The sequence below is a fragment of the Curtobacterium sp. Csp1 genome (assembly GCF_013347185.1).
Genome location: NZ_CP054594.1, coordinates 2,201,927 through 2,228,086, shown reverse-complemented (window position 1 = coordinate 2,228,086; position 26,160 = coordinate 2,201,927). Strand labels below are relative to the sequence as shown.

24 protein-coding genes and 1 pseudogene are annotated in these 26,160 nt (G+C 73.3%); 13 read left to right on the top strand and 12 right to left on the bottom strand.

Going from position 1 to position 26,160, the window contains the following annotated elements; all coding sequences use genetic code 11:
• Positions 1 to 48: 48 nt before the first annotated feature.
• Positions 49 to 2,067 carry a glycogen debranching protein GlgX gene (gene glgX / locus HUN58_RS10660; RefSeq protein WP_180225880.1) on the bottom strand — a complete coding sequence of 673 codons (2,019 nt, stop codon included), beginning with the start codon at positions 2,065 to 2,067 and terminating at the stop codon, positions 49 to 51.
• 588 nt (positions 2,068 to 2,655) lie between these two features.
• On the opposite strand from glgX, the gene HUN58_RS10655 reads away from it, so the two are divergent.
• On the top strand, positions 2,656 to 2,916 hold the full coding sequence (locus tag HUN58_RS10655) for a hypothetical protein (protein ID WP_180225881.1): 261 nt from the start codon (positions 2,656 to 2,658) through the stop codon (positions 2,914 to 2,916).
• Between the two features lie 24 nt (positions 2,917 to 2,940).
• Here the strand turns inward: HUN58_RS10655 and HUN58_RS10650 are convergent, their stop codons facing one another.
• Positions 2,941 to 3,963, bottom strand: coding sequence for a LacI family DNA-binding transcriptional regulator (locus HUN58_RS10650; protein WP_180225882.1), 1,023 nt, complete (start codon positions 3,961 to 3,963; stop codon positions 2,941 to 2,943).
• 368 nt (positions 3,964 to 4,331) lie between these two features.
• Between HUN58_RS10650 and HUN58_RS10645 the strand changes: the two genes are divergently transcribed.
• From HUN58_RS10645 to HUN58_RS10630, 4 genes are all read left to right on the top strand, one after another.
• Positions 4,332 to 6,371: a beta-galactosidase gene (locus tag HUN58_RS10645; RefSeq protein ID WP_180225839.1), complete on the top strand. Its 2,040-nt coding sequence runs from the start codon at positions 4,332 to 4,334 to the stop codon at positions 6,369 to 6,371.
• Complete coding sequence (locus HUN58_RS10640; RefSeq protein ID WP_180225838.1) at positions 6,368 to 7,294, top strand: carbohydrate ABC transporter permease; 927 nt, start codon at positions 6,368 to 6,370, stop codon at positions 7,292 to 7,294. The genes HUN58_RS10645 and HUN58_RS10640 overlap by 4 nt, the downstream gene beginning before the upstream one ends.
• 113 nt (positions 7,295 to 7,407) lie before the next feature.
• Entirely contained in the window at positions 7,408 to 8,241 is an 834-nt protein-coding gene (locus HUN58_RS10635; protein WP_058742639.1) for a carbohydrate ABC transporter permease, read from the top strand.
• 73 nt (positions 8,242 to 8,314) lie between these two features.
• Entirely contained in the window at positions 8,315 to 9,649 is a 1,335-nt protein-coding gene (locus HUN58_RS10630) for an ABC transporter substrate-binding protein (RefSeq protein WP_180225837.1), read from the top strand.
• 186 nt (positions 9,650 to 9,835) lie between these two features.
• On the opposite strand, the gene HUN58_RS10625 is transcribed toward HUN58_RS10630, so the two are convergent.
• A complete protein-coding gene (locus tag HUN58_RS10625) occupies positions 9,836 to 10,444 on the bottom strand; it encodes a TetR/AcrR family transcriptional regulator (RefSeq protein WP_180225836.1) in 609 nt (202 codons plus the stop codon).
• An 80-nt stretch (positions 10,445 to 10,524) separates the two neighbouring features.
• On the opposite strand from HUN58_RS10625, the gene HUN58_RS10620 reads away from it, so the two are divergent.
• From HUN58_RS10620 to HUN58_RS21020, 3 genes and pseudogenes are all read left to right on the top strand, one after another.
• Entirely contained in the window at positions 10,525 to 11,148 is a 624-nt protein-coding gene (locus HUN58_RS10620; RefSeq protein ID WP_254631451.1) for a GNAT family N-acetyltransferase, read from the top strand.
• A gap of 46 nt (positions 11,149 to 11,194) precedes the next feature.
• Entirely contained in the window at positions 11,195 to 12,088 is an 894-nt protein-coding gene (locus HUN58_RS10615; RefSeq protein ID WP_180225835.1) for an SDR family oxidoreductase, read from the top strand.
• Positions 12,045 to 12,692: pseudogene (locus HUN58_RS21020) on the top strand (RNA polymerase sigma factor); the annotation flags it as partial. The gene HUN58_RS10615 and the pseudogene HUN58_RS21020, both read left to right, overlap by 44 nt.
• Before the next feature lie 197 nt (positions 12,693 to 12,889).
• On the opposite strand, the gene HUN58_RS10605 reads toward HUN58_RS21020, so the two are convergent.
• The 4 genes from HUN58_RS10605 to aztB are packed head-to-tail and all read right to left on the bottom strand — an operon-like array spanning position 12,890 to position 17,140.
• The gene (locus tag HUN58_RS10605) at positions 12,890 to 14,068 is read right to left on the bottom strand and encodes a hypothetical protein (protein WP_180225834.1); all 1,179 of its coding nucleotides are present in this window, start codon (positions 14,066 to 14,068) and stop codon (positions 12,890 to 12,892) included.
• Between the two features lie 26 nt (positions 14,069 to 14,094).
• The gene (locus HUN58_RS10600) at positions 14,095 to 15,039 is read right to left on the bottom strand and encodes a metal ABC transporter substrate-binding protein (protein ID WP_254631449.1); all 945 of its coding nucleotides are present in this window, start codon (positions 15,037 to 15,039) and stop codon (positions 14,095 to 14,097) included.
• Positions 15,036 to 16,238 carry an ABC transporter gene (locus HUN58_RS10595; protein WP_180225833.1) on the bottom strand — a complete coding sequence of 401 codons (1,203 nt, stop codon included), beginning with the start codon at positions 16,236 to 16,238 and terminating at the stop codon, positions 15,036 to 15,038. The genes HUN58_RS10600 and HUN58_RS10595 overlap by 4 nt, the downstream gene beginning before the upstream one ends.
• Positions 16,235 to 17,140, bottom strand: coding sequence for a zinc ABC transporter permease AztB (gene aztB, locus HUN58_RS10590; protein WP_083520095.1), 906 nt, complete (start codon positions 17,138 to 17,140; stop codon positions 16,235 to 16,237). The genes HUN58_RS10595 and aztB overlap by 4 nt, the downstream gene beginning before the upstream one ends.
• 49 nt (positions 17,141 to 17,189) lie before the next feature.
• On the opposite strand from aztB, the gene aztA reads away from it, so the two are divergent.
• Positions 17,190 to 17,813 carry a zinc ABC transporter ATP-binding protein AztA gene (gene aztA / locus HUN58_RS10585; protein ID WP_254631448.1) on the top strand — a complete coding sequence of 208 codons (624 nt, stop codon included), beginning with the start codon at positions 17,190 to 17,192 and terminating at the stop codon, positions 17,811 to 17,813.
• A gap of 11 nt (positions 17,814 to 17,824) precedes the next feature.
• Here aztA and HUN58_RS10580 read toward each other — a convergent pair whose 3' ends face one another.
• Together HUN58_RS10580 and HUN58_RS10575 are read right to left on the bottom strand one after the other, a co-directional pair.
• Entirely contained in the window at positions 17,825 to 18,595 is a 771-nt protein-coding gene (locus HUN58_RS10580) for a copper homeostasis protein CutC (RefSeq protein ID WP_254631447.1), read from the bottom strand.
• Entirely contained in the window at positions 18,592 to 20,142 is a 1,551-nt protein-coding gene (locus HUN58_RS10575; protein WP_180225832.1) for a M81 family metallopeptidase, read from the bottom strand. Before HUN58_RS10575 ends, HUN58_RS10580 begins: the two co-directional genes overlap by 4 nt.
• A gap of 135 nt (positions 20,143 to 20,277) precedes the next feature.
• Between HUN58_RS10575 and HUN58_RS10570 the strand changes: the two genes are divergently transcribed.
• Positions 20,278 to 21,009 (top strand): trypsin-like serine protease, encoded by a 732-nt coding sequence (locus tag HUN58_RS10570; RefSeq protein ID WP_114850675.1) that lies wholly within the window; start codon positions 20,278 to 20,280, stop codon positions 21,007 to 21,009.
• Between the two features lie 133 nt (positions 21,010 to 21,142).
• Here the strand turns inward: HUN58_RS10570 and HUN58_RS10565 are convergent, their stop codons facing one another.
• Complete coding sequence (locus HUN58_RS10565; protein ID WP_114850676.1) at positions 21,143 to 21,961, bottom strand: SDR family oxidoreductase; 819 nt, start codon at positions 21,959 to 21,961, stop codon at positions 21,143 to 21,145.
• 127 nt (positions 21,962 to 22,088) lie between these two features.
• Here HUN58_RS10565 and HUN58_RS10560 point away from each other — a divergent pair, with 127 nt between their 5' ends.
• Together HUN58_RS10560 and HUN58_RS10555 are read left to right on the top strand one after the other, a co-directional pair.
• Positions 22,089 to 22,976, top strand: a complete 888-nt coding sequence (locus HUN58_RS10560; protein ID WP_058742871.1) for an SDR family oxidoreductase — start codon at positions 22,089 to 22,091, stop codon at positions 22,974 to 22,976.
• A 179-nt stretch (positions 22,977 to 23,155) separates the two neighbouring features.
• A complete protein-coding gene (locus HUN58_RS10555; RefSeq protein WP_180225831.1) occupies positions 23,156 to 23,452 on the top strand; it encodes a Dabb family protein in 297 nt (98 codons plus the stop codon).
• A gap of 102 nt (positions 23,453 to 23,554) precedes the next feature.
• Here the strand turns inward: HUN58_RS10555 and HUN58_RS10550 are convergent, their stop codons facing one another.
• Positions 23,555 to 24,052 (bottom strand): MarR family winged helix-turn-helix transcriptional regulator, encoded by a 498-nt coding sequence (locus HUN58_RS10550; protein ID WP_180225830.1) that lies wholly within the window; start codon positions 24,050 to 24,052, stop codon positions 23,555 to 23,557.
• A 106-nt stretch (positions 24,053 to 24,158) separates the two neighbouring features.
• On the opposite strand from HUN58_RS10550, the gene HUN58_RS10545 reads away from it, so the two are divergent.
• The gene (locus HUN58_RS10545) at positions 24,159 to 24,887 is read left to right on the top strand and encodes a phosphatase PAP2 family protein (protein WP_114850678.1); all 729 of its coding nucleotides are present in this window, start codon (positions 24,159 to 24,161) and stop codon (positions 24,885 to 24,887) included.
• Here the strand turns inward: HUN58_RS10545 and HUN58_RS10540 are convergent.
• Positions 24,871 to 26,130 (bottom strand): multidrug effflux MFS transporter, encoded by a 1,260-nt coding sequence (locus HUN58_RS10540; RefSeq protein ID WP_114850679.1) that lies wholly within the window; start codon positions 26,128 to 26,130, stop codon positions 24,871 to 24,873. The two genes, HUN58_RS10545 and HUN58_RS10540, sit on opposite strands and share 17 nt — an antisense overlap.
• Between the last annotated feature and the right edge of the window lie 30 nt (positions 26,131 to 26,160).

Genomic DNA, 26,160 nt, shown 5'->3' with positions numbered 1-26,160 from the left:
GTGCCTCCCGTCCGTCACCCGGTCCATGTCGGACCGCAGCCGAGCAGATCAGACGAGCGCCGTGAACGACGCGTCGCGGACCAGCAGCGTCGTCGCGCCGTCCTCGACGGCCTGGTCGGGGTCGCTCGACAGGCCGAGCGCCCAGCTGCCGCCGCCCGGCTTCTCGGGCAGGGTGAACTCGACCGTGGTGTCCGACGCGTTCAGGAGCACCGCGACGGTGTCGTCACCCTGCTGCAGCACCAGGAGCACCGCACGGTTGCCGCCGTCGGCCCAGTCGCCGTCCTCGAACCCCTCCGCGTCGGCGCGGAGCACCGTCACGGTCGACTCGGAGTCGCCCGGCGCCGTGCGGAACCACAGCGGGCGGAGCGCCGCGTGCTCCCTGCGGAACGCGATCGCCGACGTCGTGAACGCGAGCAGGTCCCGGTCCGCCGCGGCCCAGTCGAACCACGAGATCTCGTCGTCCTGGCAGTAGGCGTTGTTGTTGCCGCCCTGCGACCGGGCGATCTCGTCGCCACCGAGGATCATCGGGACGCCCGCCGAGAGCAGGAGCGTGCCGAGGAAGTTCCGGCGCTGACGGTCGCGGTAGTCGTTCACCGCGCGGTCGTCGGTCGGGCCCTCGATGCCACCGTTGAACGAGGTGTTGTTGCTCTCGCCGTCGTTGTTGTCCTCGCCGTTCGCCTCGTTGTGCTTCTCGGCGTACATCGTCAGGTCCGCCAGCGTGAAGCCGTCGTGCGCGGTGACGAAGTCGACCGAGCAGAGCGGCGAGCGGCGGGAGCCCTCGTACACGTCGGGGGAGCCCAGGACGCGCTGCACGGCGTCGCCGAGCGTGCCCTCGTCGCCACGCCAGAACGCTCGCAGGTCGTCCCGGTACTTGCCGTTCCACTCCGACCAGTCGGCCGGGAACCCGCCCACCTGGTAGCCCGCGGTGTCCCACGGCTCGGCGATCATCTTCACCTCGCGGAGCACCGGGTCCTGGTGGATGATGTCGAGGAACGCGGAGTGCTTCTCGGCCTCGCCGTCCTGGCGGGTCAGCGTCGTCGCGAGGTCGAAGCGGAAGCCGTCGACGTGCATCTCCTCGACCCAGTAGCGGAGCGAGTCGGTGATGAGCCCGAGCGCCGACGGGTGCGACACGTTCAGGCTGTTGCCCGTGCCGGTCGTGTCGAAGTAGTTCGCCTCGTCGCCCTCGACCAGGCGGTAGTAGGCCTGGTTGTCGATGCCCTTGAACGACAGCGTCGGGCCCATGTGGTTGCCCTCGGCGGTGTGGTTGTAGACGACGTCCATGATGACCTCGAGCCCGGCGGCGTGCAGCGCCTTCACCATCGCCTTGAACTCGGCGACCTGCTGCCCGGCCGTGCCCGAGGACGAGTACTCGTCGTGCGGCGCGAAGAAGCCGATCGAGTTGTAGCCCCAGTAGTTCCGCAGACCCTTGTCGGCCAGGGTCGAGTCCTGCACGAACTGGTGGGTCGGCAGGAGCTCGACGGCCGTGACGCCCAGGTCGGTCAGGTGCTTGATCGCGGCGGGGTGCGCCAGACCCGCGTACGTGCCACGGATCTCCTCGGGCACGTCCGGGTGCTGCTTCGTGAAGCCCTTGACGTGCACCTCGTACACGACGGTGTCGGCGTACGGGGTGCGCAGCTGCGTGTCGCCGTCCCAGTCGAAGTCGCGGTCGGCGACCACGGACTTCGGCATGGCGCTCGCCGAGTCGGTCTCGTCGAGCTGTTCGGGGGCGTCCATGTCGTGGCCGAACAACGCCTGGCCCCACTCGTAGGTGCCGTCGATCGCGGTGGCGTAGGGGTCGAGCAGGAGCTTGGCGGCGTTGTGGCGGAGGCCGTTCGCTGGGTCCCAGGCGCCGTGCACGCGGAAGCCGTAGCGGGTGCCGACCGTCACGTCGGGGACCACGTCGTGGAAGGTGTACCCGGTGCGGTTCCGCAGCTCGGTGCGGTGCTCGGTGCCGTCCTCGTCGAACCGGCAGAACTCCACCCGCTCGGCGGTGCTGGAGAAGAGGGCGACGTTGGCGCCGCCGTCGACGAGCGTGACGCCGAGCGGCGTGCGGGAGGAAGTGGTCATAGTGCCCTTCTAGTGGTGGGCGACTGTGTCCTCGTGGCGGCTGCGTACCCCGGGCCGCCGGCGTCCGGGTGGCCGGGGCGTGCGGCGCGTCGGGGGCGGTGCCCCGCGGCGCCGACGGGATGCGGTCGGGACGCTCTCGGGGCGGTCCGCCGAGGTGCTGGAATTGTGGCACCTCGGCGCGACACCGGCCGTGTCGCGCACCCTCGGCGGTGCGCACGCGGTGGGTCGTGGCACCTGGACGTGCGCGCCGGGGCGCGTCGTGCGGGCGGGCGCGACTCCACACCGGACGGGAGGCGCGGAGCGGGGCCGCCACGTGCCTCCCGTCCGGTGGGTGGTGCGGGGACGCGTGATGCGGGGACGCGTGGTGCGGGGACGCGTGGTGCGCTGGGACGTGTGGGGCGTTCCTGCCCATCGCAGCCGACATGGGTTGCCGATCCGCGCGTGGCGGGGCGGAAGGACCTGCGCACCACGCGCGGATCGGGTCCCGATGCGCGGTTCGGTGCCCGGTGCGCGGAACGGCCTTGCGACACGCGGAACGTCGGCGGGGATCGCGTAGCATTCGAACACACGTTCGAACAGGAGGTCGAGATGATGCTCACGCACGAGATCGCCACGGTGTGGTGGGAGCGCGGCGTGCCGGACCGGATGGTGTGGCGCGACCGGCGCTGGCGGGTCAGTGACAGTCCCACGCGGCTCACCGCGACGGCGGAGTTCCTGCCGTCGGCGATGACCCACGCGCCGGAGCGGACGGTCGGGTGGCGGTTCCAGGTCAGCGCCGACGGGGACGCGGTCGTGGTCGACATCGTGCCGGAGGGCGACGGCTGGGTGGTGGCGCGCACCTGGCGGTGATGCGGGTGCGACGTGCGAGGGTGGCTACGCGCTGCCGCGCCAGACCACCTCGGTCGGCAGGATCAGGCCGTGCGGACCCGCGTCGGTGCCGGCGATCTGTGCGAGGACCTGCTGCGCCGCGTGCTCGCCGAGGGTGCGAGCCGGCTGCCGGACGGTCGACAGCGGGGGGTCGCAGCGGAGCGCCCACGCACTGTCGTCGAAGCCGACCACGCCGACGTCGCCCGGCACCGATCGGCCGGCGCGCTGCAGGACGTCCATCGCCCCGGCGGCCACCGCGTCCGACGCCGCGAAGACCCCGTCGAGATCGGGTGCGCGGTCGAGCAGCTCGCGCATGCCCTCGACGCCCGCGGTGTAGCTGAACAGGGGATTCCTGGCCACGAGTGACGGGTCGAACCGGTCGCCGAGTGCGGCGGTGAAGCCCTCGAGGCGGTCCTGGCCGGAGTCACGGTCGAGCCCGGACGCGAGCATGCCGATGCGCTGCCGACCGGTCTCGACCAGGCGTCGGGTGATCTGCTCGGCGGCGGCGCGGTTGTCGATCGCGATGTACGAGGTGTTCGGGGCATCGGACGGGTGGCCGACGAAGCACGCCGGGAGCCCGATCTCCTCGATGGCCCGGGTGACGGGGTCGCCGTCCCGGGCGGAGAGCACGATCGCGCCGTCCACGAACCCGCCGCGCAGGTACTCGACCACGCGCTCGTTGTCCCGGCCGGAGTCGACCATGATCGTCACGAGCTGCTGGTCCGCCTCGGACAGGACCGTGTTCGTGCCGATCAGGATGTTGCCGATGTTCGGGTCGTCGAGCACCTGGACGCTCGGCTCGTGCACGATGAGCGCAACGGCGCCGGAGCGGCGGGTGACGAGGCTGCGGGCCGCAGCGCTCCGCACGTAGCCGACGCGGCGGACGGCTGCCTGGACGGCCTCGCGGGCCTCGGCGGAGACGTACGGCTCGTCGTTGAGGACGCGGGAGACGGTGCCGCGGGACAGGCCGGCCTCGTCCGCGACGTCCTGGATCGTCGCACGGGTGCGTGCGGCACGGACGTCGGTCATGGCGCAAGCGTATCCGGCGGGCGGGCGGGGGCCGGTCGTGGGGGCGGGCCGCCCGGGCCGCGCGGTGCCGTGATCGTGGCGATGCCGGCTGCCCGTCCGTGGCGACCTCACGCGCCCAGCGACACTTCACGGGCCCGGGCGGCCGTGAAGTGTCGCTGAGGCCGTGAAGTCGCCCCCGCCTCGCGCGAGCACCCCCGGGTTGACACCGGCCGCGATCTCGTGTTCACTCTGGGAGCGCTCCCAGAAACCCTCCGACCCCGATCGGTCGGCGGCGTCTGGGAGCGCTCCCAGAACACTGGGTGGCCTTCGCCGTCGAAGGGGTCGCACGCGACCGGGACGGCGGACCGCCCCGACCAGCGAGGACCACCGTGACCACCACCCTCCCGGCACCAGCCACCACGGCGCTCGGGCTCGGCTCGACCGGACTCGCGTTCGGCTGCGACTACAACCCCGAGCAGTGGGACCCCGAGGTCTGGGTCGAGGACGTCCGGCTCATGCGCGAGGCCGGCGTCAACCTCGTCGCGATCAACATCTTCGGCTGGTCGCACGTCGAGCCGCACCGGGGCGAGTACGACTTCGCCGCGCTCGACCGCGTCATCGAACTGCTGCACGGCGCGGGCATCGGCGTCGACCTCGGTACCGGGACCGCCTCGACCCCGCCGTGGCTGACCACCGCCCACCCCGAGGTCCTGCCCGTGGTCGCCGACGGCACCACCCGCTGGCCCGGCGGCCGCCAGGCGTTCTGCCCGAGCTCCCCGGTGTACCGCGAGCACGCCCTGGCCCTGGTCCGCGCCACGGCCGAGCGCTACGGCGACCACCCCGCGGTCAAGCTCTGGCACGTCTCGAACGAGCTCGGCTGCCACAACGCGCACTGCTACTGCGACGTCTCCGCCGACGCCTTCCGCGGCTGGCTCCGGAACCGGTACGGCACGCTCGAAGCGCTCAACACCGCATGGGGCACGGCCTTCTGGAGCCAGCGCTACTCGGCGTGGGAGCAGGTCCTGCCGCCCCGCGCGACGCTCTCCTTCACGAATCCCGGCCAGACGCTCGACTTCGACCGGTTCTCGTCCGACGAGCTCCTCGACCACCACCGGGCCGAGGCCGCGGTGCTCCGCGAGCTGAGCGACAAGCCCGTCACCACGAACTTCATGGTCGCGGCGCACATCACCGCGCTCGACTACTGGACGTGGGCCGACGACATGGACGTCATCGCGAACGACCACTACCTCGACCACCGACTGCCCCGCCCGCACACCGAGCTCGCGTTCGCCGCCGACACCACGCGCGGTCTGGCCAAGGGGGCGCCTTGGCTGCTCATGGAGCACTCGACGGGCGCCGTGAACTGGCAGCCGCACAACGTCGCGAAGGACCCGGGCCAGATGCTCCGCGACACCGCGACGCACATCGCCCGCGGTGCCGACGGCGTCTGCTTCTTCCAGTGGCGCGCCTCCGTGCAGGGCAGCGAGAAGTTCCACTCCGCGCTGCTGCCGCACGCCGGCACCGAGTCGCAGACCTGGCGCGACGTCGTCGCACTCGGCGCCCTCGTCGAGCGCCTCGGCGAGCTCCGCGGTTCCCGTGTCGTCGCCGACGTCGCGCTCGTCTTCAGCTGGGAGGTCCAGTGGGCCGCCGACCTGGAGGCGCACCCCACCACCGCGCTCCGGTACCTGGAACAGGTCCACGCGTTCCACGCCGCGCTGTGGGACCTCGGCGTCACGGTCGACGTGGTCGCGCCCGGCGCCCCGCTCGACGGGTACGCGGTCGTCGTCGTCCCGGAGCTCTACCTGGTCCGCGACGAGCACGCGGCGGTCGTCGCCGACCACGTCGCCCGCGGCGGCCAGGCCGTCGTCACGTTCTTCAGCGGCATCGTCGACGAGGACGACCGGGTCCGGACGGGCGGGTACCCCGGCGCCTTCCGCGACCTGCTCGGGATCCGCGTCGACGAGTTCCGCCCGCTCGGCGCCCGCGAGACCCTCGCGCTGTCGGACGGCACCCGGGCGCACACCTGGTCGGAGCCCGTCGAGCTGCGCGGCGCCGAGGCGGTCACGACCTACGCCGAGGGGCCCCTCGCCGGACGCCCGGCCGTCACGCGGAACACCGTCGGCACCGGCGACGCCTGGTACGTCTCCACCGTGCTCGAGGACGGCGCCCGCGCGGCCCTGCTCCGTCGGGTGCTCGAGACCGCCGGGGTTGCCCCGGACCCCGTGGCCGAGCCCGGCCTCGAGGTCGTCCGTCGCCGTGACGACGCGCACGAGTGGGTCTTCCTGCTCAACCACACCGACCGCGAGGTCGCGCACACCGTGGCGGGCCACGAGCTCGTCGCCGACCGGCCCGTCGACGGCGTCACCGTCCTCGCTGCCGGCGGCACCCAGATCATCCGCACCGACCGCATCGACGGAGCCCGCCCATGACCACCACCGCCCAGTCGCGCCGCACGACCCGGCCGACCACGCCCCGGCGTCGCCCCGGCGGCACGCGCTACCGGCGCGCGATCGCCGTCTTCGTCCTGCCGTTCGCGCTGCTGTTCGCCGCGTTCTACCTCGCACCGATCCTGTACGCCGTGTGGGAGTCGCTGCAGAAGATCGAGCGCCAGGGCACGTTCGGTGCCCCGACGCAGGTGTTCGGCGGCCTGAGCCAGTACGTGCTCGTGTTCCAGGCCACCGAGTTCTGGGGCTCCGTCCTCCGCGTGCTGCTGTTCGGCATCGTGCAGGTCCCGGTGATGCTCGGGCTTGCGCTCGTCTTCGCGCTGCTGCTCGACTCCCCGCTGCTGCGCGGCAAGCGGTTCTTCCGCCTGGCGTTCTTCGCGCCGTACGCGGTCCCCGGTGTCATCGCCGCGATCATGTGGGGCTACCTCTACGCCCCCGACCTGTCGCCGTTCTCGTTCCTGACGTCGAACGTCGACCTGCTCTCCGCGAGCACCGTCCTGTGGGCCGTCGCGAACGTCGTGACCTGGGTCTACGTCGGCTACAACATGCTCATCATCTACTCGTCGCTCCTCGCGATCCCGACCGAGATCCACGAGGCGGCGAAGCTCGACGGTGCGTCGCAGCTGCGGATCGCGCTGTCGATCAAGATCCCGATGGTGGTCCCGGCGATCATCCTCACCGCCGTGTTCTCCGTCATCGGCACCCTGCAGCTCCTGACCGAGCCGACCGTGTTCCGGCAGTTCACCTCGACGATCTCGTCGACCTTCACACCGAACATGCTCGTGTACTCGACCTCGTCGGTGCCGAACTTCAACCTCGCGGCCGCGTTCTCGGTCGTCCTCGCCCTCGCCACGTTCGTCCTGTCGATCGGGTTCCTCCGACTGACCCAGCGGAAGGCCGCCCAGTGACCGTCAACGCACCCTCCCGACGCGACCTCGTCGCGGACGCAGGCCGACCCCTGAAGCCGAACCGTGCCTCCCGTCCGCACGATCCGGGAGCCCGCGGACCGCGCGAGAGCGTGATCTCGCGCTCCGCCGCGATGATCGTGATGGGCGTCTTCACCGTCTACTTCCTGCTGCCGATCTTCTGGCTCTTCGTCTCGTCGACCAAGACGGCGTCGAACTTCAACACGACGTTCTCGCTGTGGTTCAGCGCGACCTCGTTCCAGGACTTCTTCGGCAACCTGGTCGAGCTGTTCACCCGCCAGGACGGCATCTACCTGCGCTGGTTGCTCAACAGCATCGCCTACGCGGGGGTCGCCGGCCTGCTCGGCACCGTGCTCAGCGCCATGTGCGGGTACGCCCTGGCGAAGTACCGGTTCCGCGGCCGCGAGGCCCTGTTCAACGTGTTCCTCGGCGGCGTCCTCGTGCCGGCGACCGCGCTGGCCCTGCCGCTGTTCCTCATCTTCAGCCAGGTCGACCTGACCGACACGTTCTGGTCGGTGTTCCTGCCGAGCATCGTCAGCCCGTTCGGCGTGTACCTGTCGCGGCTGTTCGCGGCGTCGAGCGTCCCGGACGAGATCATCGAGGCCGCGCGCATCGACGGCTCCGGCGAGGTCCGCACGTTCTTCACCGTGGCCGTGCGGCTCATGTCGCCCGCGCTCGTGACGATCTTCCTGTTCCAGTTCGTCGCCGTGTGGAACAACTTCTTCCTGCCGCTCGTGATGCTCCGCGACTCGTCGCTGTTCCCCGTCACCCTCGGCCTCTACACGTGGAACTCGAGCGTGAACCAGTACCCGGACCTGCGCACCCTCGTGCTCATCGGGTCGTTCGTCTCGATCATCCCGCTGCTCGTCGCCTTCCTCTCCCTGCAGCGCTTCTGGCGGTCCGGCCTCGGCGCCGGCGGCCTGAAGTAGCCCGGCCCCGAGCCGCCACGGCCCACACCCCGTACCAGCACCTCCTCCTCACCCACATCCGAACGGAAACAGCATGAAGACAACGAAGTTCCTCAGCGTCGCCGCCGTGGCGGTCGCCGCGACCGTGGCCCTCGCCGGCTGCAGCACCGGCGGCTCCGGCAGCGGTGGCTCCGACTCCGCCGCCGCGAGCTGCAAGCCGTCGAGCGGCAAGGTCACCCTCGACTTCACGACCTGGGTGCCCAACATGGACAAGGTCGTGGACATCTGGAACAAGGAGAACCCGGACATCCAGGTCAAGGTCTCCATCGTCGCGAACGGCAACAGCGGCACGTACCAGAACTTCTTCAACCAGCTGAAGGCCAAGCAGGCGCCGGACATCGGTCAGGTCGAGTACGACACCCTGCCGGCCTTCCGCGTCCAGGGCGGCCTCGAGGACATCGGCGCCTGCTCCGGCATCAGCGCCGCGAAGAAGGACTTCTCCGACGGCCTCTGGAACCAGGTGACGTTCGGTGAGTCGAAGTCGGTCTACGCGGTTCCGCAGGACTCCGGCCCGATGGCGCTGTACTACCGCAAGGACCTGTTCGAGCAGGCCGGCATCCCGGTCCCGAAGACGTGGGACGAGTACGCGAAGGCCGCCGAGGAGATCAAGGCCAAGGGCGGCAACATCACGAACTTCGCCAAGGGTGACGTCAACCAGTTCGCCGGGCTCGTCTCGCAGGCCGGCGGCCAGTGGTTCTCGAACTCCGGCGACGAGTGGGACGTGAACCTGACCGACAGCGCGTCGAAGAAGGTCGCGGACTACTGGCAGGGCCTGATCGACAAGAAGCTCGTCAACACCGTCCCGAGCTTCACCGACCAGTGGAACGCCGCGTACGACAGCGGCCAGGACTGGACCTGGGTCTCCGCCGTCTGGGGTGCGAACACGATCTCGAGCGGTGCGCCCTCGACCTCCGGCAAGTGGGCCGTCGCCCCGATGCCGCAGTGGAAGTCCGGTGAGAGCAAGTCCGCCGCCTGGGGCGGTTCGTCGAACGTCGTCTTCGCGGGCAGCAAGCACCCGGCCGAGGCGTCGAAGTTCCTCGTGTGGCTGAACACCTCGACCGAGGCGCTCAGCGCACTGAACAAGGAGGCCAACCTGTACCCGGCGTCCTCGACCGGTGCCGACCTGCCGGCACTCACCCAGGGCCTGCCCTTCTACGGCGACCAGAAGATCTACGAGGAGTTCGCCTCGGCCGCGAAGGACATCCAGCCCTTCACCTGGGGCCCGACGATGACGCAGACCTACGCGGACGTCTCGGACGGCTTCGGTGCCGCGGCCTCCGGCTCGGGAACGCTCGAGGACGCGCTGAAGAGCGGACAGTCCAAGACCATCGCGGCCCTCAAGGCGCAGTCGATCCCGGTCAAGGGCTGACGCCCTCGACCTCCCTGACGGACTGGAGGCACGGTGCCGGCTGGCACCGTGCCTCCAGTCCGTCCTGGGGTCGCGGTCCGCGACCCCGGATCGTCGAGACGCCCCCGACGCGCCGAGACGCCCCCGGATCCGGCGGCGTCCTGTGCAGACCGGGGCGTCTCGCGAGCGTGCGACCCGCCCCGCGCGTCAGCGCGTCAGCGCGTGCGCGAGGCCGCGCACCAGGAGCGCCCGCGCGCGGTCCGTGGCCGATCCGTCCGGATCGCTCCACGCGGCCCGGCCGAGCCCGTCGACCAACGCGAGCACGGCATCTGCCACGACCGCCGGCGGTTCCGCGAGCGCGACCCCGTGTCGAGCCGTCCACCGCTCGATCGCGGCGACCAGGGAGTCGTGCCAGAGCGCACGCTCTCCCCGGACGAGCGCATCGTCCCCGCCCAGCGCCGTCCCGCTCAACGACTCGAGCAGCAGGAACCGCTCCGGCTCGGCCCGCACGAGCGCCAGGTACGCCGAGACGCCGGCGTCGAGCGCTCCGGCCAGGTCGTCGTGCTCCTCGGCCGCCGCCAGCACGCGGGGGAGCACGTCCCGCGCCTGCCGCTCGAGCAGTGCGAGCACCAGGTGCTGCCGCGCCCCGAAGGCGTAGTGCACCACCCCGTGGGCGACCCCGGCGCGCTCCGCGACCGCACGGGTGCTGAGCGCCTCGACCCCGCCGTCCCGCACCACGAGGGCGGCCGCGTCGAGCAGCTCGTCGCGGCGTTCGGCACGGCTGCGGTAGGCGCGCGGAGCGGGTTCCGGGGTCATCACAGGCAGCGTACGGGCTGCGTGCAGGTCTGCTCGGGAGACTGCATTCGGCCAAGTGGCCGAATCTGGAGGGAGCCCCCGTGTCGATCACCGTCCGACCCGCCGCCGAGCACGAGGTGCCGGCGGCCGCCGCCGTCCTCGCCGAGGCCTTCGCCGACGACCCGGTCCTCCGGGCGTTCCGCCCACCCCGCGCCGACGAGGACCGCGTAACCGTCCTCACCGACCTGTTCACCGCGCTGGTCCGGTCCGTCCCAGCGGCGTCCCGTTCGCTCGACGTGGCAGTCGAGGACGGCAGGGTCGTCGGTGCCGCCTTCTGGCAGGCGCCGCGGCCGCACGCCGGGGGAGCGCTCGCGTTCCTCCGGCAGGTCCCGGCCTTCCTGCGGGCGCTCGGGGTCGGCGGTGCCCTCCGCGCCGTCCGCCACCTCGGCCGGATGGACCGTGCCCGTCCGGAGGCGCCGCACTGGTACCTCGCCGAGATCGGTGTCGCGGCGGTCGCCCGGGGCAGGGGCGTCGGCGGGCTGCTGCTCGAGCACGCCCTCGACCGCGTGGACGGCCGGGGCGAGGACGCCTACCTGGAGTCGTCGACGCCGCAGAACCGCCGGCTCTACCGTCGGCACGGCTTCGGGGACGGGGCGCCGATCACCGGCCTCGGCGCGGCGCGACCCGTGTCGATGTGGCGACCGGCGGCGACCGCGACGCGCTAGTGTCCGCAGCGGGGCACGAGGCGTGCACCCGGGGGGAGCAGGACCGGTGCGGATCGCGATCACGGGTGGGACGGGGTTCGTCGGACGACACCTCGCCGAGCGGTACCCGGCCGAGGACGTCGTCGTGGTGTCCCGGCGCACCGGAGTGCCGATCGACGACGTCGACGCCCTGACCGCGGCGTTCGCCGGGGTCGAGGCCGTGGCGCACTGCGCGGGCATCAACCGCGAGATCGGCGACCAGACCTTCCAGCGCGTGCACGTCGACGGCACCGCAGCCGTGCTCGAGGCCGCCCGGCGGGCCGGGGTGCAGCGCGTCGTCCTGCTGAGCTTCCTGCGCGCCCGTCCGGGCACCGGCTCGCCGTACCACGAGACGAAGTGGGCGGCGGAGGAGCTCGTCCGCTCCTCGGGCCTCGACCACACCGTGCTCAAGGCCGGGATGGTCTACGGGCACGGGGACCACCTCGTCGACCACCTCAGCCACACCGTGCAGACCGTGCCGCTCTTCGCCTCGGTCGGGTTCCACGAGCGGACGATCAGCCCGATCCCGGTCGCGGAGCTCGTGGAGGTCGTCGTGGCCGCGCTCGACGGTCGGCTGTCCCGCCGGACCGTCGCGGTCCGGGGCGGTGAGGCCCTGCTGCTCAGCGAGGCCGTCCGCCGGGTCGCCCGCGTCGTGGGGCGCCGCGTCCTGGTGTTCCCCGCGCCGGTGTGGGCACACCGGGCGCTCGGCCAGCTGACCGAGTGGACGATGCGGGTGCCGCTCGTGGCGAAGGCGCAGGTCCGGATGCTCGCCGAGGGCGTGACCGAGGCCGCGCCGCCGACGGAGGACCTGCCCGCCGACCTGGCCCCGACGGCACGGTTCGACGACGAGCACATCCGCGCGGCCCTCCCGCCGCGCGGTGGCTTCACGTGGCGGGACCTGCGGCTGCCCGGACGGCACTGACGCCGCCTGCCCCGCGATCTGGGGTACCGGTCGCAGCATCCCCGGCGGTCGTCCCCTCCGAACCATCGGCAACCACCCCCGCCGATCAGAGGGCACCCGCCATGCTCGCCACGCTCCCGGACCCCACCCGGACCACGACCTCCACGCTCGACCACCCGTGCCCGTCCGTGCCGTCACCGTCGGCCGGTGGGCCGGGACGCTCGTCGCCCGTGCCGCCACCGGGGACGACCGGGCGTTCGCCGCGCTCGTCCGCCGGCACGAGAGCATGCTCCGGACCGTCGTCGGCCGGATCCTCGACGGCACGGCCGAGGTCGACGACGTGGTGCAGGAGACCTTCCTCACCGCGTGGCTGCGGATGGCGGACCTCGTCGAGGGCGACGCGATCGCGGGGTGGCTCGCCACGACCGCCCGGCGACGCAGCGACGACCGCCTGCGCGCCCCCGATCGTCGCCGTCGCGCCGAGCTGCAGGCGGACGCGGTCGCCCGGACGGACGACTGCCCGGACGCCGTCGCCGAGCGCGCGGCGATGGTGTCGGCGGCCGAGCGCCTCCTCGGCGCACTGCCGCACGCGCAGCGCCGCTGCTGGGAACTGCGGCACCTCGGGTGCCTGTCCTACCGGGAGGTCGCCGACGCAGTCGGCCTGCCCGAGTCCACCGTCCGGGGCAGATCGCGCGGGCGCGCGCGGCCATCCGCAGCGCGCGGCCGGACTGGCGCTGACCGCCCGTCCCGTGCACCGACGGACGGGAGGCACGGTGCCGGCCGGCCCCGTGCCTCCCGTCCGTCGGGTGGTGACCGTCCGCGCTACGCGACCGCGATCTCGTTCGGGACACCGGGCAGCACGTCGCTCGACGTGCGGACCTCCCCGGTCGCCAGGTCCACGGCGTGCACCTTCCGCTCCGCCGGGTCGGTGACGTACGCGACGTCGCCGACGACCTTCAGCGCGGGGTGCGCGTCCTGCCACTCGGCCGGACCCTGCCACGCGTCGATCACCGGGTACGACGCCGTGAGCTCGCCGGTCTGCTCGTCCATCGTGTGCAGGGCACCGTCCGACCCGAGCACGACGGCCTCGTCGCCGGGACCACGGGCGAGGTCCCGGAACGTGAAGCCGACGCCCTCGGGCAGGTCGGCGACGCGGTACTCGTCGGTCGCGGTGTCGATGAGGGCGACCTGGTCGAGCAGGTACCCCTCGCTGTCCGGGTCGTCGTTGTAGTCACCGACCGCGATGGGGCTCGACTCCGTCGTGAAGAGGTTCCCGGTGCGGCCGTACGTCGTCGGGGCGTCGATCTTCGTGAAGGTGCCGTCGCGGAACACGAGCGCGCCGTCGGTGCACCCGAAGACGGCGACCTCGTCCTCGACGGCCCCCTCGCCGTGCACGTTCGGGCAGGCCTCGGAGCGCGCGGTCTCGGTGCCGTCCTCGTCGAGCGCCCGCACGCCGGAGCGCGACGCCTCGGTCCCGACGGTGGTCAGGAGCGTGCCGTCCTCGAGCTGGATCGCGACGCCGTGGTGCGCGGCCTCGGACGTGGTGGTGCGGGTCTCGGGGAGCCGGTCGCCGTCGAGGTCGTCGTGCTCGAAGACCGTGACGTCGCCCGTCCCGTCCGCGAAGAGCGCGGTCGTGTCGCCGTGCACGACCGCGTGGCCACCGGTGTCGGCGGGGAACACCGCGTCGGTCAGGGCCGGATCAGCAGCCGTGTCGAGCACGCGGAAACCGGACGGGACGGTGACGAGCACGTGCCGGCCGTCCCCGGCCGGGTTGACGCGGGTGAAGCCGTCGATCGGGTCGTCGGCGACGACCCGCAGGTCCTGGCCGAGGGTCAGGAGCCCGCCGTCGTAGGTCACGACGATGCGCGCCCCGTCGGGAGCGGTGGTGTCAGGGCGGTCGTCGGCGCGGTCGGCGCCGCTCGGAGCGGCGGTGCAGCCGGTGAGCAGGAGGGCGGTCGCGCCGAGCAGGGTCGCCGGCACGAGGGCGGTTCGAGGGGTCATGGAGCACACTGTACTGATTCTCATTCTCAATTACGAACCGACAACCCGGCGGCGATCGACGCCGTGTTCGCGCGCATCATGCCGAGGTACGTCGAGGCCGCGCCGTCCGGCGTCAGCGACTCCGTCGCGAGCGAGCGGATCTCGACGTGCACGTCGACCTCGTCCGCCAGGACCTCGGCGAGCCGGGCGGGCTGCGACAGGTCGGCGAAGATCGTCGGGACGCCCGCGTCCTCGATCGCCTCGGCGAGGTCGCGCAGGTCCGCCGCGCTCGGGGACGCGAGCGTGGTGCCGCTCGGGATGACGGCGCCGACCACCCGGAACCGGTACCGATCGGCCAGGTACCCGAAGACGTGGTGGTTCGTGACCAGGGCGCGCCGGTCGTCCGGGATGCGGGCGAAGGCGGCGGCCATCTCGGCGTCGAGCGCGGCGAGCTCGTCCAGGTAGGCGTCGGTGCCGGTCGGGTCCACGCCGACGTCGCGGAGCGCTCCGTCCAGGTCCTGCACGACCTCGGCCATCCGGACGGGATCGGTCCACAGGTGCGGGTCCGGTCCGCTGTCGCCGTCCGCGGTCCACTCGAGCGCGTCGACCGCATCGCCGGCGGTGAAGACCGGGACGCCGTCCGTCGCTGCGGCCTCGACGTGCCGCGCGATGCCCTCCTCGAGTCCGAGGCCGTTCTCGACGACGAGGTCCGCGGAGCGGAGTCGGGCGGCGTCCTGCGCGGAGACCTCGAACGAGTGCGGGTCCGCTCCGGGCGGCATGAGCACGAGGACGTCGGCGGCGTCGCCGACCACCTCGTGCACGACGTCCCCGAGGATGTTCGTCGTCACCGCGACCGTCGGTCGGTCCGACGACCCGGTCGTGCACGCCGCGGTGCCGCCCAGCACGAGGGCGGCGAGCAGGAAGGCGGTGACCGAGCGTCCGCCGCGGCGTCCGACTCCGCGGCGCTCGGCGTCGCGCTCGCCGCGGGTCACAGCCCGACCTCCGCGAGGGCGGCCGGGGCGGCGGGCAGGTCGATCGTCCGGGCCACCCGGGCGCCGTCCGCGAAGTCCACCTCGTGCACGCGTGACCCGGCGTCGTCCGCGACGTAGGCGCGCTGCGCGTCGAGCTGCAGGAGCGGCTCGGCGTCCGGGTCGAGGAGCGGACCGGTCGTCGCCACCGCGCCGGTCGCGACCGTCAGGACGACGACCCGACCGAGGTCGTCGACCCCGACGACGTGTTCCTCCTGGTCGTCGACCGCGACGACCGTCCGGAGCGGTCGCTCGGTCTCGACGAGGCGCCAGCTCCCCTCGCGGGTGTCGAGCAACCACGCACCGCGGTCCCCGGCGGTCCCGGCGACGGTGGGGCGTCCGCCCCGTGCCGCGAAGGACGTCGGTCGCTCAGCGCCGTCGGGGAGCGGGACCACGGTGGCCGTCCCGTCCTCGGCGACGAGCACCGCGCCGTCCGCGCACCCGACGGCGGCCGCCGCGCGCGTCACCGTGCCGCCCGCGGGTGCGGCGCACGGCGTCGCGGCTCCGACGGGCTCGCCGTCCGCGTCGAGGAGCCGGACCCCGGCGTCGGTGGCGGCGACCAGGCCGTCACCGAACGGGAGCAGGACGGCGGCGTCCAGCCGTGCGGTCACGTCGACGTCGCCCTGGCCGAGTGCGGCGCGGTCGAGCACGACGGCCTGCCGGCGCTCCGGCCAGCTGATCGTGGTGACGGTCTCCGACGAGTGGACCGCGACCGGTCCGCCGCCGTCGAGGACGCCCACGACCCGCGGATCGGCCGTGTAGTAGTGCGTGTGGTCGCCGTGGTCGACCGTCCACGCGCCGCCGTCGGTGATCGTGGTCCGGTCGGCGTCGCTCGTCACGAGGAACCGTCCGTCGGTCGCCGAGTGCGCCGGGGCGTCGACCGCGTCGAGGGACGTGGCGGCACCACCGAGCAGGTCGTGGAGCGTCGTCGTGCCGGACGCGGACACGGCGAGCAGTCGCAGCTGTGGCTCCTGCGCCTCGCTCGCCCCCTCGACCCAGCCGTGCGGCCGCGCCGTGGACGAGCGGTCCGGCGACGGTTCGTCGGACCGGCCGGCGGACCCGCCGGTCGTGCAGGCGGTCGCCGACAGGGCGAGTCCGGTGGTCAGGGTGGTCGCGACGGCTGCGGCCAGGAGGCGCGGGGTGCGTCGGGCGGTCGGGTTCATGCTCCCTCTCGTGGTGCTGGGGTCGGTGTGGTCCGCCGGGCGGGACCGGGTTCGGGTCGGGTGGCGGGTGTGGCCCGGCGTCGACGGCCGTGGGCCGCGAGGGCGGCGAGGGTGCGGGACAGTGCGACCCCGGCGACGGCGGCGAACGCGGTGGTGGCGCCGGCCGCGGTGCCGAGGTGCCACGACACGAGCAGGCCGACCGTGACCGCCGCGGACCCCAGGACGGCGGCGAGCACCATCGTCGAGGCGACGTGCCGGGTCCACGCGCGGGCCGCGGCCGCCGGCGCGAGCAGCAGGCCGACGACGAGGAGCGTGCCGACCGCTCGGTAGGACGCGACGACCGCGAGCGTGACGAGGGCGACGAGCACGACCTCGGCCAGGCGCGGCCGCAGTCCGAGCGTCGTGGCCGTGCGCTGGTCGAAGGCGGCGGCGGTGAAGGCGCGGTGGAACACGGTCGCGAGCAGGAGCGCGACGGCGGCGGCGACCGCGAGTCCGACGAGGTCCGTGGGGGTGACCGCCAGGACGTCACCGAACAGGATCGCGGTGACGTCCGTCGCGAAGGACCGCGACGACGAGACGATGATCACCCCGAGGGCGAGCATCCCGACGAAGAGCAGTCCGATCGAGGTGTCGTACGACAGCCGCGCGCGACGTCGGAGCGCCCCGACCCCGAGGACCATCACGCCCGCGCTCGCCGCGGCACCCAGGACGGCCGGGACACCCGTGAGGGCCGCGACCGCGACGCCCGGCAGCATCCCGTGGGCGAGCGCCTCGCCGAGGAACGCCATCCCGCGGACCAGCACCCACGTGCCGACGACCGCGCAGAGCACCGCGGCCAGGGCGCCGCCGACGAGGGCGCGCACCATGAAGTCGACGGAGAACGGGTCGGTCAGCCAGGTCACGGCCGAGACGCTACATGAAAATGACTATCGATACTGATAGCGTGCTCAGGTGCCACCGACCACCACCGACCCCGCCGTGCGGGTCGCCGCGCTGACCGTCCACCGCGGCCACCGCACGGTGCTCGACCGCGTCGACGCGACGTTCCCCGCCGGTGCCGTCACGGCGCTCACCGGACCGAACGGCTCGGGCAAGTCGACGCTGCTCGACGCGCTCGCCGGTGTGGTCGCGCCCGCGACCGGCGCCGTCTCGCGACCGGGGGACGGGGTCGCCTACGTCGTGCAGGCGGTGCCACCGAGCGCCCTGCCGCTGACCGTCCGCGCGACCGTCGCGATGGGGCGCTGGCGCGGGAAGCCCTGGTGGCGACCGCTCGGCCGGCACGACCGGGACGTGGTGGACGCACAGCTCGACCGGATGCGGATCGCCGACCTGGCCGACCGGTCGCTCGACGAGCTGAGCGGGGGCCAGCGGCAGCGGACGCTCGTGGCGCTCGGGCTCGCCCAGCGCGCGCCGGTGCTGCTCGTGGACGAGCCGACGGCCGGCGTGGACGCGGCCTCCGCCTCGCTCGTCGTGGCAGCGCTCGCCGAGGAGGCCTCCCGCGGCGCGGTCGTCGTGCACGCCGCACACGACCCGGTCGCCGTCGCGGCGGCGGACCGCGTCGTCACGCTCGGCTGAGCGCGCCCGGTTCAGCCGCCGAGCGCCGCCCGCGCCGCCGCCACCACCGCGCCGTCGGTCACGAAGTGCCCGTCGCCCCGGTCACCGGCGCCCATCGGGACCCCGGCGTGCCCGTCACCAGCGGGCCGCTTCGCCGACAGGTGCACGGCCGCGACCCCGGTGGCGACGAGCGCCGGGACGTCCGCGGGCGTCACCCCCGCTCCGGCCATCACCTGCACCGGCCCCGCCGCCGCCACCATGCGGGCGATCGTCCCCGCGCCCGCCGCGGCACTCGCCGCCCCGCCGGAGGTGAGCACCCGCGTGAACCCGAGGTCGGCCAGGCGGGCGGCGGCCGCGACGGGGTCGGCAGCGTGGTCGACCGCACGGTGCAGGGTGACCTCGGCGTGCGCGGAGACCGAGCGGGCCGCTTCCACGAAGCGGCGGAGGGCGTCCTCGTCGAGGGTCCGGTCCGGGCGCAGGGCACCGACGACGACGCCGGCCGCTCCGGAGCGCAGGACCGTGCGGACCTCACGCTCGGTGAGCTCGACCTCGGTGGCGTCGAGCACGAACCCGCCGGGACGGCACCGGACCAGGGCGTGCGCGGGGATGCCGGTCTCGTGGGTCATCTCGACCAGCGCCTGCGACGGTGTGAGCCCACCGAGCTCGAGTCCGGAGCAGAGCTCGACCCGGTCGGCACCGGCGTCCCGCGCGACGACCGCACCGGCGGGCGACGTGACCGCCACCTCGAGCGCGACCCCGGCGCCTCCGGCGTCCCTGCCGATCCCGGCGCCTCCGGCGCTCACGCCAGGGTCCCGAGCGGCTCGTCGGACGGCGGTACGATCCGGGCGTGCAGGTCCGGCGGGGACGGGAAGTCCCGGTCGAAGGGGAACAGCGGGCGCTCGACGCGGTGGTGGCCCAGCCGGACGAGGTCCTGGTCGACCCCACCAGGGGTCAGCGCGAGCATCCACCCGGCGGCCATGTCGAACAGCTCGGGCTCGAGGTAGCCGATCTTCACGACGACGACGTCAGCGTCACGGGGCGACAGGTCGAGGTCCGTGAAGTCGTGCTCGTGGTGGTACGGCTTCCGCAGCCGGGTCAGGACCGCGTACACGCTGCCGACCTGCAGCACGACCTCGGTGTCCGCGTCCCGGTCGCCGTGCCGGATCGCGTGCACCCGTCCGGTCATCGTCACCGGGCCGGCGTGCTCGTCGTCCACCGCGGCCCCGGCCGTCACCGTGACGGTCGCACCGACGCCTGCGGCCACCGCGGTGTCGACGGCGGCCGGTCCCGGGACGCTCGCGTAGACGAGCACGGGACCGTCCGGGTCCCGGAAGGCGGGGCGCGCGAGGACCTCGGTCAGCCCCCACGTCATGTCGCCCGATCCGCCGGCGGTCGGGTTGTCGCCCGAGTCCGAGACGAAGTACGGCCGCGGTGCTCCCGGGGCGAGTGCCGCGTCGAGGCAGGCCGCGAAGGTGCCGGTCGGCGCGACGAACCCGAAGTCCTCGCGCGCGTCCCAGAACGCCCGCGCCAGCTGCTCGGCCCCGGCGACGACCGCGTCCCGGTCCCACCCCGTCACGACCGTCACCGCACGGTCCCGCGGCTGGTCGGCCCACGCGTACCCGACCCACACCGCGGCGTCGAGGACCCCCTCGGACGCCTCGACCTCGGGGACCCGCGCGTACAGCGCCGCAGCCGGGTCGACCCGGGTCGAGGTCTGCTCGCCGGCGAGCAGCACGGGGATCGGCACCCACGCCTTCACCGGGCGCCGCTGCCCGGGCGGCCGGGTCGTGAGCACGTCGACCAGGTTGCGGACGGCGCGCTCCTGGGTCTCGACGACGTCCTCGTGCGGGGCGGTCCGGTAGCAGGTGACGAGGTCGAGCTGGTGCGCGAGCTCCGCGGTGACGTTGCCGTGCAGGTCCATCGACGCCGACACGATCGCGTCCGGCCCGACGACCGCGCGGATGCGCCCGAGCAGGTCCGTCTCGGCGTCGTCCAGGCCCTCGACCACCATCGCGCCGTGGATGTCGAACCAGAGTCCGTCGACCGGGCCGTCCGCGACCACCGACGTCAGCCGGTCGACGATCTCGCCCGCGAGCGCCTCGTACGCCGAGCGCAGGACCACTCCGCCGGGGAGCGCGTGCCCGGTCAGGGTCCCGCGCAGGTCGACCACGTCCGCGTACGCCGCGAGGAACGGGGACCGGTCGACGATGTCCTGCCCGCGGACCGGGTGGAACGCCGCGGCGTCCGTCCGGGTCGGCGTGAAGGTCGAGGTCTCGATCGCGAGTCCGGCGATCGCGACCACCGGACGGCGTGGAGCGGCGACGGCGGCGGGGACGGCGGAGTCGGACACGGTCACAGCATAGGCAGCGCCGTCGGCCGGCACGTGTCGGTCGAAGTGCGGACTACCGCACCCCCTGGACGGGGGTCAGGATGGGCCTCCTAGTTGCACCCTGCAACGCAGCAGGGTCCTGACCGAGGAGTCCACATGAAGCACACCCTCGCAGCGGCGCTCGCCGCCGTGGCCGTCGTCGCCGGCGGCGTGTTCGCCGCCACACCCGCCACGGCGCTGCCCGCCGGGACCGAGGTCGTCGGCGGCGAGAAGGCGCCCACCACGACCTGGGCCGTCCAGCTCGAGGCCTCCGGCGGGACCATCCCGTCCGGCTACGTCAGCAACTGCACCGGCGAGCAGATCAACGCCTCGTGGATCCTCACCGCGCGGCACTGCATCGACGGCATCGGGGCGATGAACGTCTACCACTCGAACTCCACGACGAACCGCGGCTCCGCCGTCGCCGTCGACCGGGTGACCGCGGCCCCCGCCGGGGACATCGCCCTCGTGCACCTGCGCAGCACCTACTCCCTGTCGACCTACGCGCCCCTCGACCTGACGGCCGCCGCCAAGTCGAGCGGCACCGGCGTCATCCAGGGCTACGGCCTGCGGGCGAACGCGCAGCAGTCCGACGGGCTCTACCAGGCGACGGTCTCGCTGACCGGCGCCTCGCGTGACGCCTACAGCGGCAAGGCGCAGCACGTCACGGGCGTGACCGGCGCCTCGAACCACGGCGACTCCGGCGGCCCGCTCCTGGTGAACGGCAAGGTGGTCGCCGTCTGCTCGACCGGTGACAGCGCCGACCCCGGCGCGGACACGACGGCCGGCTCGAACTACGCGCTCCTGTCGCAGTCGTCCTCGTGGATCCGTTCCACGGCCGGCGTCTGACCAGCGCCACCACCTGACGGACGGGAGGCGCGGTGCCGGCCCGCACCGCGCCTCCCGTCCGTCGACCCCCGCGTCCGCGACGCGAGCGGACAGCACCCACCCGCGTCCGCGACGCGAGCGGTCTGCACCCGCGTCAGGCGCCGTGCGCCTCCTCGGCGACCGGCTGCCACTCGCGCCACGTCGCGAGGCGCGACTCGTAGTCCTGCTCGGCGATGCCGAGCGGCGCCTTGCCGAAGAAGACCCGCAGCGGCGGCTGGTCCGCGTCGACGACCTTGAGGATCGCGGAGCGCGTGGCCTCGGGCTTGCCCGGGTCGGAGGCGGACGGGCGCTTCGACGCGGCCTCGCGGACGTCCGCGTAGGCGTCGAGCTCCTCGCTGTGCTTCGAGGACGGGCCCGACCAGTCGGTCGAGAAGCCGCCCGGCTCGACGAGCGTGACGTGGATCCCGAAGCCCGCGACCTCCTGCGAGAGCGACTGCGACAGGCCCTCGAGCGCCCACTTGGACGCGTGGTAGGCGCCGACGGTCGGGAAGGCGCTGATGCCCCCGATGCTCGACACCTGCACGATGTGCCCGGAGCCCTGCTCGCGCATGATCGGCAGCGCCGCCTGCGTGACCCAGAGCGCTCCGAAGAAGTTCGTCTCGAGCTGCGCGCGGACCTCGTCCTCGGTGAGCTCCTCGACCATGCCGAAGTGTCCGAAGCCCGCGTTGTTCACGACGACGTCGAGCCGGCCGAAGTGGTCGGCGGCCTGCCGGACGGCGGCGACGTCCGCGTCCTTGTCCGTCACGTCGAGGCGGATCGCCAGGAACGTGTCGGGGTACTGCTCGACGAGCGCCTGCACGTCGTCGGTGTCCCGGGCGGTGCCCGCGACGGAGTCGCCGCGCTCCAGGGCGGCCTCCGCCCACTCGCGGCCGAAGCCCTTCGATGCGCCGGTGATGAACCAGGTCTTGGCCATGTGGTGCCTCCTGTTGCTGTTCGGGTGACCGCGAGCAGGCAACGCCCGTCGCCCGGGCGTGGCCTGGGTGCGCGGGTGACAGCACCCGCTGGACCGGCGCGGAGCAGCCGCCGAGCACCATGGCCCCATGAGCCAGTACGAGAAGCGCGACCCGATCTCCCTCTACCCGAAGCCGCCGTTCCCCGAGCAGGAACAGTCGCTGCCCGGTGCCGCGTGGAAGATGGACCCGGAGCCCGACCACGGCGAGCAGAGCTACGTCGGCAAGGGGCGGCTCACCGGCTTCCGCGGCATCGTCACCGGCGCCGACTCCGGCATCGGACGCGCGGCGGCGATCGCGCTCTCCCGCGAGGGCGCCGACCTCGTCCTCTCCTACCTGCCCGACGAGCAGGAGGACGCCGAGCAGGTCCGCGACCTCCTGGAGTCCGAGGGGCGCCGTGCCGTGCTCGTCCCGGGCGACATCTCCGACGAGCAGTACTGCAAGGACCTCGTCCAGCAGGCCGTCGACGAGCTCGGTGGCCTCGACACGCTCGTCATGGTCGCCGGTCGCATGGACAGCAACGACGACATCCTGACGCTGTCGACCGAGCACTTCGACTCGACGTTCAAGACGAACATCTACTCGCTGTTCTGGCTGACGCAGGCGGCCGTGCCGCACCTCGAGCCCGGGTCGACGATCGTCACGACCGGATCGATCCAGGCGTCGACCCCGTCGCCCGACAAGGTCGACTACGCGATCTCGAAGAGCGCCGTGAAGACCTTCACCGAGGCCGTCGCCCAGCAGCTCGCACCGAAGGGCATCCGCGTGAACTCGGTCGCACCCGGGCCGGTGTGGACGCCGCTGCAGCCCGGCTCCGACGACGCGCAGACGGTGGCGCACTTCGGCGAGCAGGCCCCGTACGGTCGCCCGGGCCAGCCCGCCGAGCTCGGCGCCGCCTACGTGCACCTGGTCAGCCCCGAGTCGAGCTACCAGTCGGGCTCGACGGTGACGATCGCCGGAGGCACCCCCGCCTTCTGATCCGCGCGTAGCGGGTCGTTCGTTCCGACCCGGTACGCGCGGATCCGCATCCCATGTCGGGTGCGATGGGACGGAACGCGCGTGACACCGGACGGGAGGCACGTGGCGACATCGCCCCGTGCCTCCCGTCCGTCCCAGGGGCACGCTGGCAGCATCGGTCACGACGACGGGAGCAGCCGATGGCCGGGGTGACGCACGTGGTGCTGGTGACGTGGGCAGGCGACGACGAGGCCGGGAGCCGCGCAGACGCGCTCTGCCGTGAGCACCTCGTCCGCATCGAGGGGGTCGAGTCGGTGCACTCGGGGCCGAGCATCAGCACGGAGGGACTGGAGGGCGGTTTCGACTGGATGCTCGCGGTGCGCTTCCGGGACCCCGAGGCGCTCGCCGCCTACCTGCCGCACCCGGAGCACCGACCGGTCGCCGACCACATCCGGGCGTCGAGCGAGCGCGTCGTGGTGTTCGACGTCGCCGACTGACGGCACCGGTCCGGCCCGACCGACCGGTCCGGCCCGACCGACCGGTCCGGCCCGACCGACCGGCCCGACCGACCGGTCCGAGCCGACCGACCGACCGACCGCTCAGGCCTGCTTGCGCCGCGGCCGTGCCGACCGTGGCGGGACCGTCCGCATGTGCGCCTTCACCCGGCCCAGGACGTCGTCGAGCGTCTGCACGTCCTCGCGCGACAGGGGCACGAGGAACAGCTGCCGGAGCACCTCGACGTGCCCGGGGAAGACCCGACCGAGCAGCGCGCGGCCGGCGTCGGTGAGCGAGATCGTGACGCTCCGTTCGTCCTCGGCCGAGGGGGCCCGCACGACCAGGCCGTCCCGTTCGAGCAGCCCCACCTGGTAGGTCAGACCGCTCCGGCTGTAGACGACCCCGTCCGCCAGGTCGGTCATCCGCAGGCTGCCGTCCGCGGCGTCGCCGAGCGTGGCGAGCAGCTGGAACTGCACGTAGCTCAGGCCCCCGGCGTCCTTGAGCTGCTGCTCGACCGTGTGCCGGAGCAGGCTGCTCACCTCGATGAGCGAGAAGTAGGCACCGAGTTCGGCGGGGTCGAGCGGCGGCACGGGTTCGGTCACGGCGGCAGTCTAGTGCTGCGAGTTCGAAGCACCTCCTGAGTGCTCTCGGAGGCTCGCGCTGCTGGCTCGGCGCCCCGGGAGCCGTCGCCCCTGCCACCATGGACGGATGACCGACCCTGAGTTCCGCCGCCGTCGGCGCACGGCCGACGTGGTCGGCATCCTCGAACCGAACCCGCGCCCGCTCACCACGGTCCTCGTCGCGGTCGTCGCCGTCCTGGTGCTCACCGTCGTCGGGTTCTTCCTGGGCACGGTCGACCTCGGGCTCGCGAAGGCGTTCAACACCGTGCACGTCGGTGCCCTCGGGGCCTTCACGACCGCGGTCTACCACGTGATCAGCCCGGTGCCGGCGATCGCGCTGACCTTCGTCGTCGCGGGGATCATCTGGTGGCGGGCCCGGGACCTGCGACCGGCGCTCGGCTTCGGGATGACGATCGCGATCACGTGGCTGCCCTCGGCGGTCGTGAAGGAGATCGTGCACCGGGCCCGGCCGGACGTGGCGCTCTTGCCGCACCCGTTCCCCGTGCAGCCCGACCCGAGCTACCCGAGCGGCCACACCGTCTACATCACGGCGTTCGTCATCGCCCTCGTCTGGGTCGTCCGCGAGACCCGGTGGCACCGGCTCGCGCAGGTCCTCGGCGTCGTGGCGATCGTCGTCGTGTTCCTGTCGGTGTCGATCGACGCCGTGCACTTCCCGACGGACGCGGCCGCCTCGATCCTCTGGGCACTCGCGGTGGCCCCGGCGGCACGGGTCGTCTGGGTCGACTGGACCACCCCGCGGATCCCGTTCCTCCGCCCGCGCGAGGGCGCCGCCGTCCCGGTCAGCCCCGGCCGCTGACGCCCGCGTGGCGTGAGCGCCGCCGCGCCACCACGAGCGCCCCGACGGCGACGACGGCCGACGCGAGCATCACCACCGCGAGCGGCGCCGCCGTGCCCTCCCCGCCCAGGCTGACGAGCGGCGACACCAGCGCCGCGAGGCCGAACTGCAGCGCCCCGAGCACCGCCGACGCGCTGCCGGCCACCCCGGGCACCGCCCCGAGCGCGAGCGCCGTCGCGTTGCCGAGCACCAGGCCGAGCGACCCCACCGCGGTGAACAGCGGCACGGCGAGCCACAGGACCGGGGCTCCGGTGACGACGAGCAGCGCGAACGCCACCGTCGACGCCACGACCAGGACGATCCCGAGCGTCAGGACGCCCTCGACCGAACGGGTTGCGGTGAGCCTGGCGGACAGGACGCTCACACCCATCAGCGCGAGCGCGTTCAGGCCGAACGCCATGCCGTAGCCGACCGTGTCGAGCCCGAGCATCCCCTGGTACAGGAACGGCGACGCCGAGATGTAGGCCATCATCACCGCGAACGCGAAGCCGAACACCGCGGTGTACCCGACGAACGTCCGCGAGCGCAGCGCCCGCAGCGGCGACCCGGCCGACACCCGCTCGGCGCGCAGCGCGTCCCGCCGGGAGCGCAGGTGCGTCTCCCGCACGACCGCGAGCACGGCGACGAGCATCACCACCGACAGCCCGAGCACGATCGTCAGCAGCCCGCGCCAGCCGATCGGCCCGGTGAGCAGCCCGCCGAGCAGCGGCGCGACCACGGGGGCGACCCCGCCGACGATCATCATGAGCGAGAACGCGCGCGCCGCGGGCTTGCCGGTCGCGAGGTCGGAGATCACCGCCCGCCCGATCACCATCCCGGCTGCGCCGCCCAGGCCCTGCAGCAGCCGGGCGACGACGAGCACGGCGACGTTCGGCGCGAGCACCGCGGCGGCGCTCGCGAGCACGCAGAGCGCGGCCCCCGCCAGCAGCGGCGGCACGCGGCCGAACCGGTCGGACAGCGGGCCGAACACGAGCTGCCCGGCGGTCACCCCGACCAGGAAGGCGGTCAGGGTCAGCTGCACGGTCGTCGCGGACGCCGCCAGCTCGGTGGTCATCTGCGGGAACGCCGGCAGGTACAGGTCGGTCGCGAACGGGGCGACCGCGCTGAGCAGGCCGAGCACGAGCAGCAGCGGTGTCGTGATGCCCGTCGGCCGGGAGGAGGGCTTCGCCGTCGTGGCGCGGATGGATCCGGTGTCGGTCGTCATGGTTATGAAAGCATAACTGATGCGGTCGGG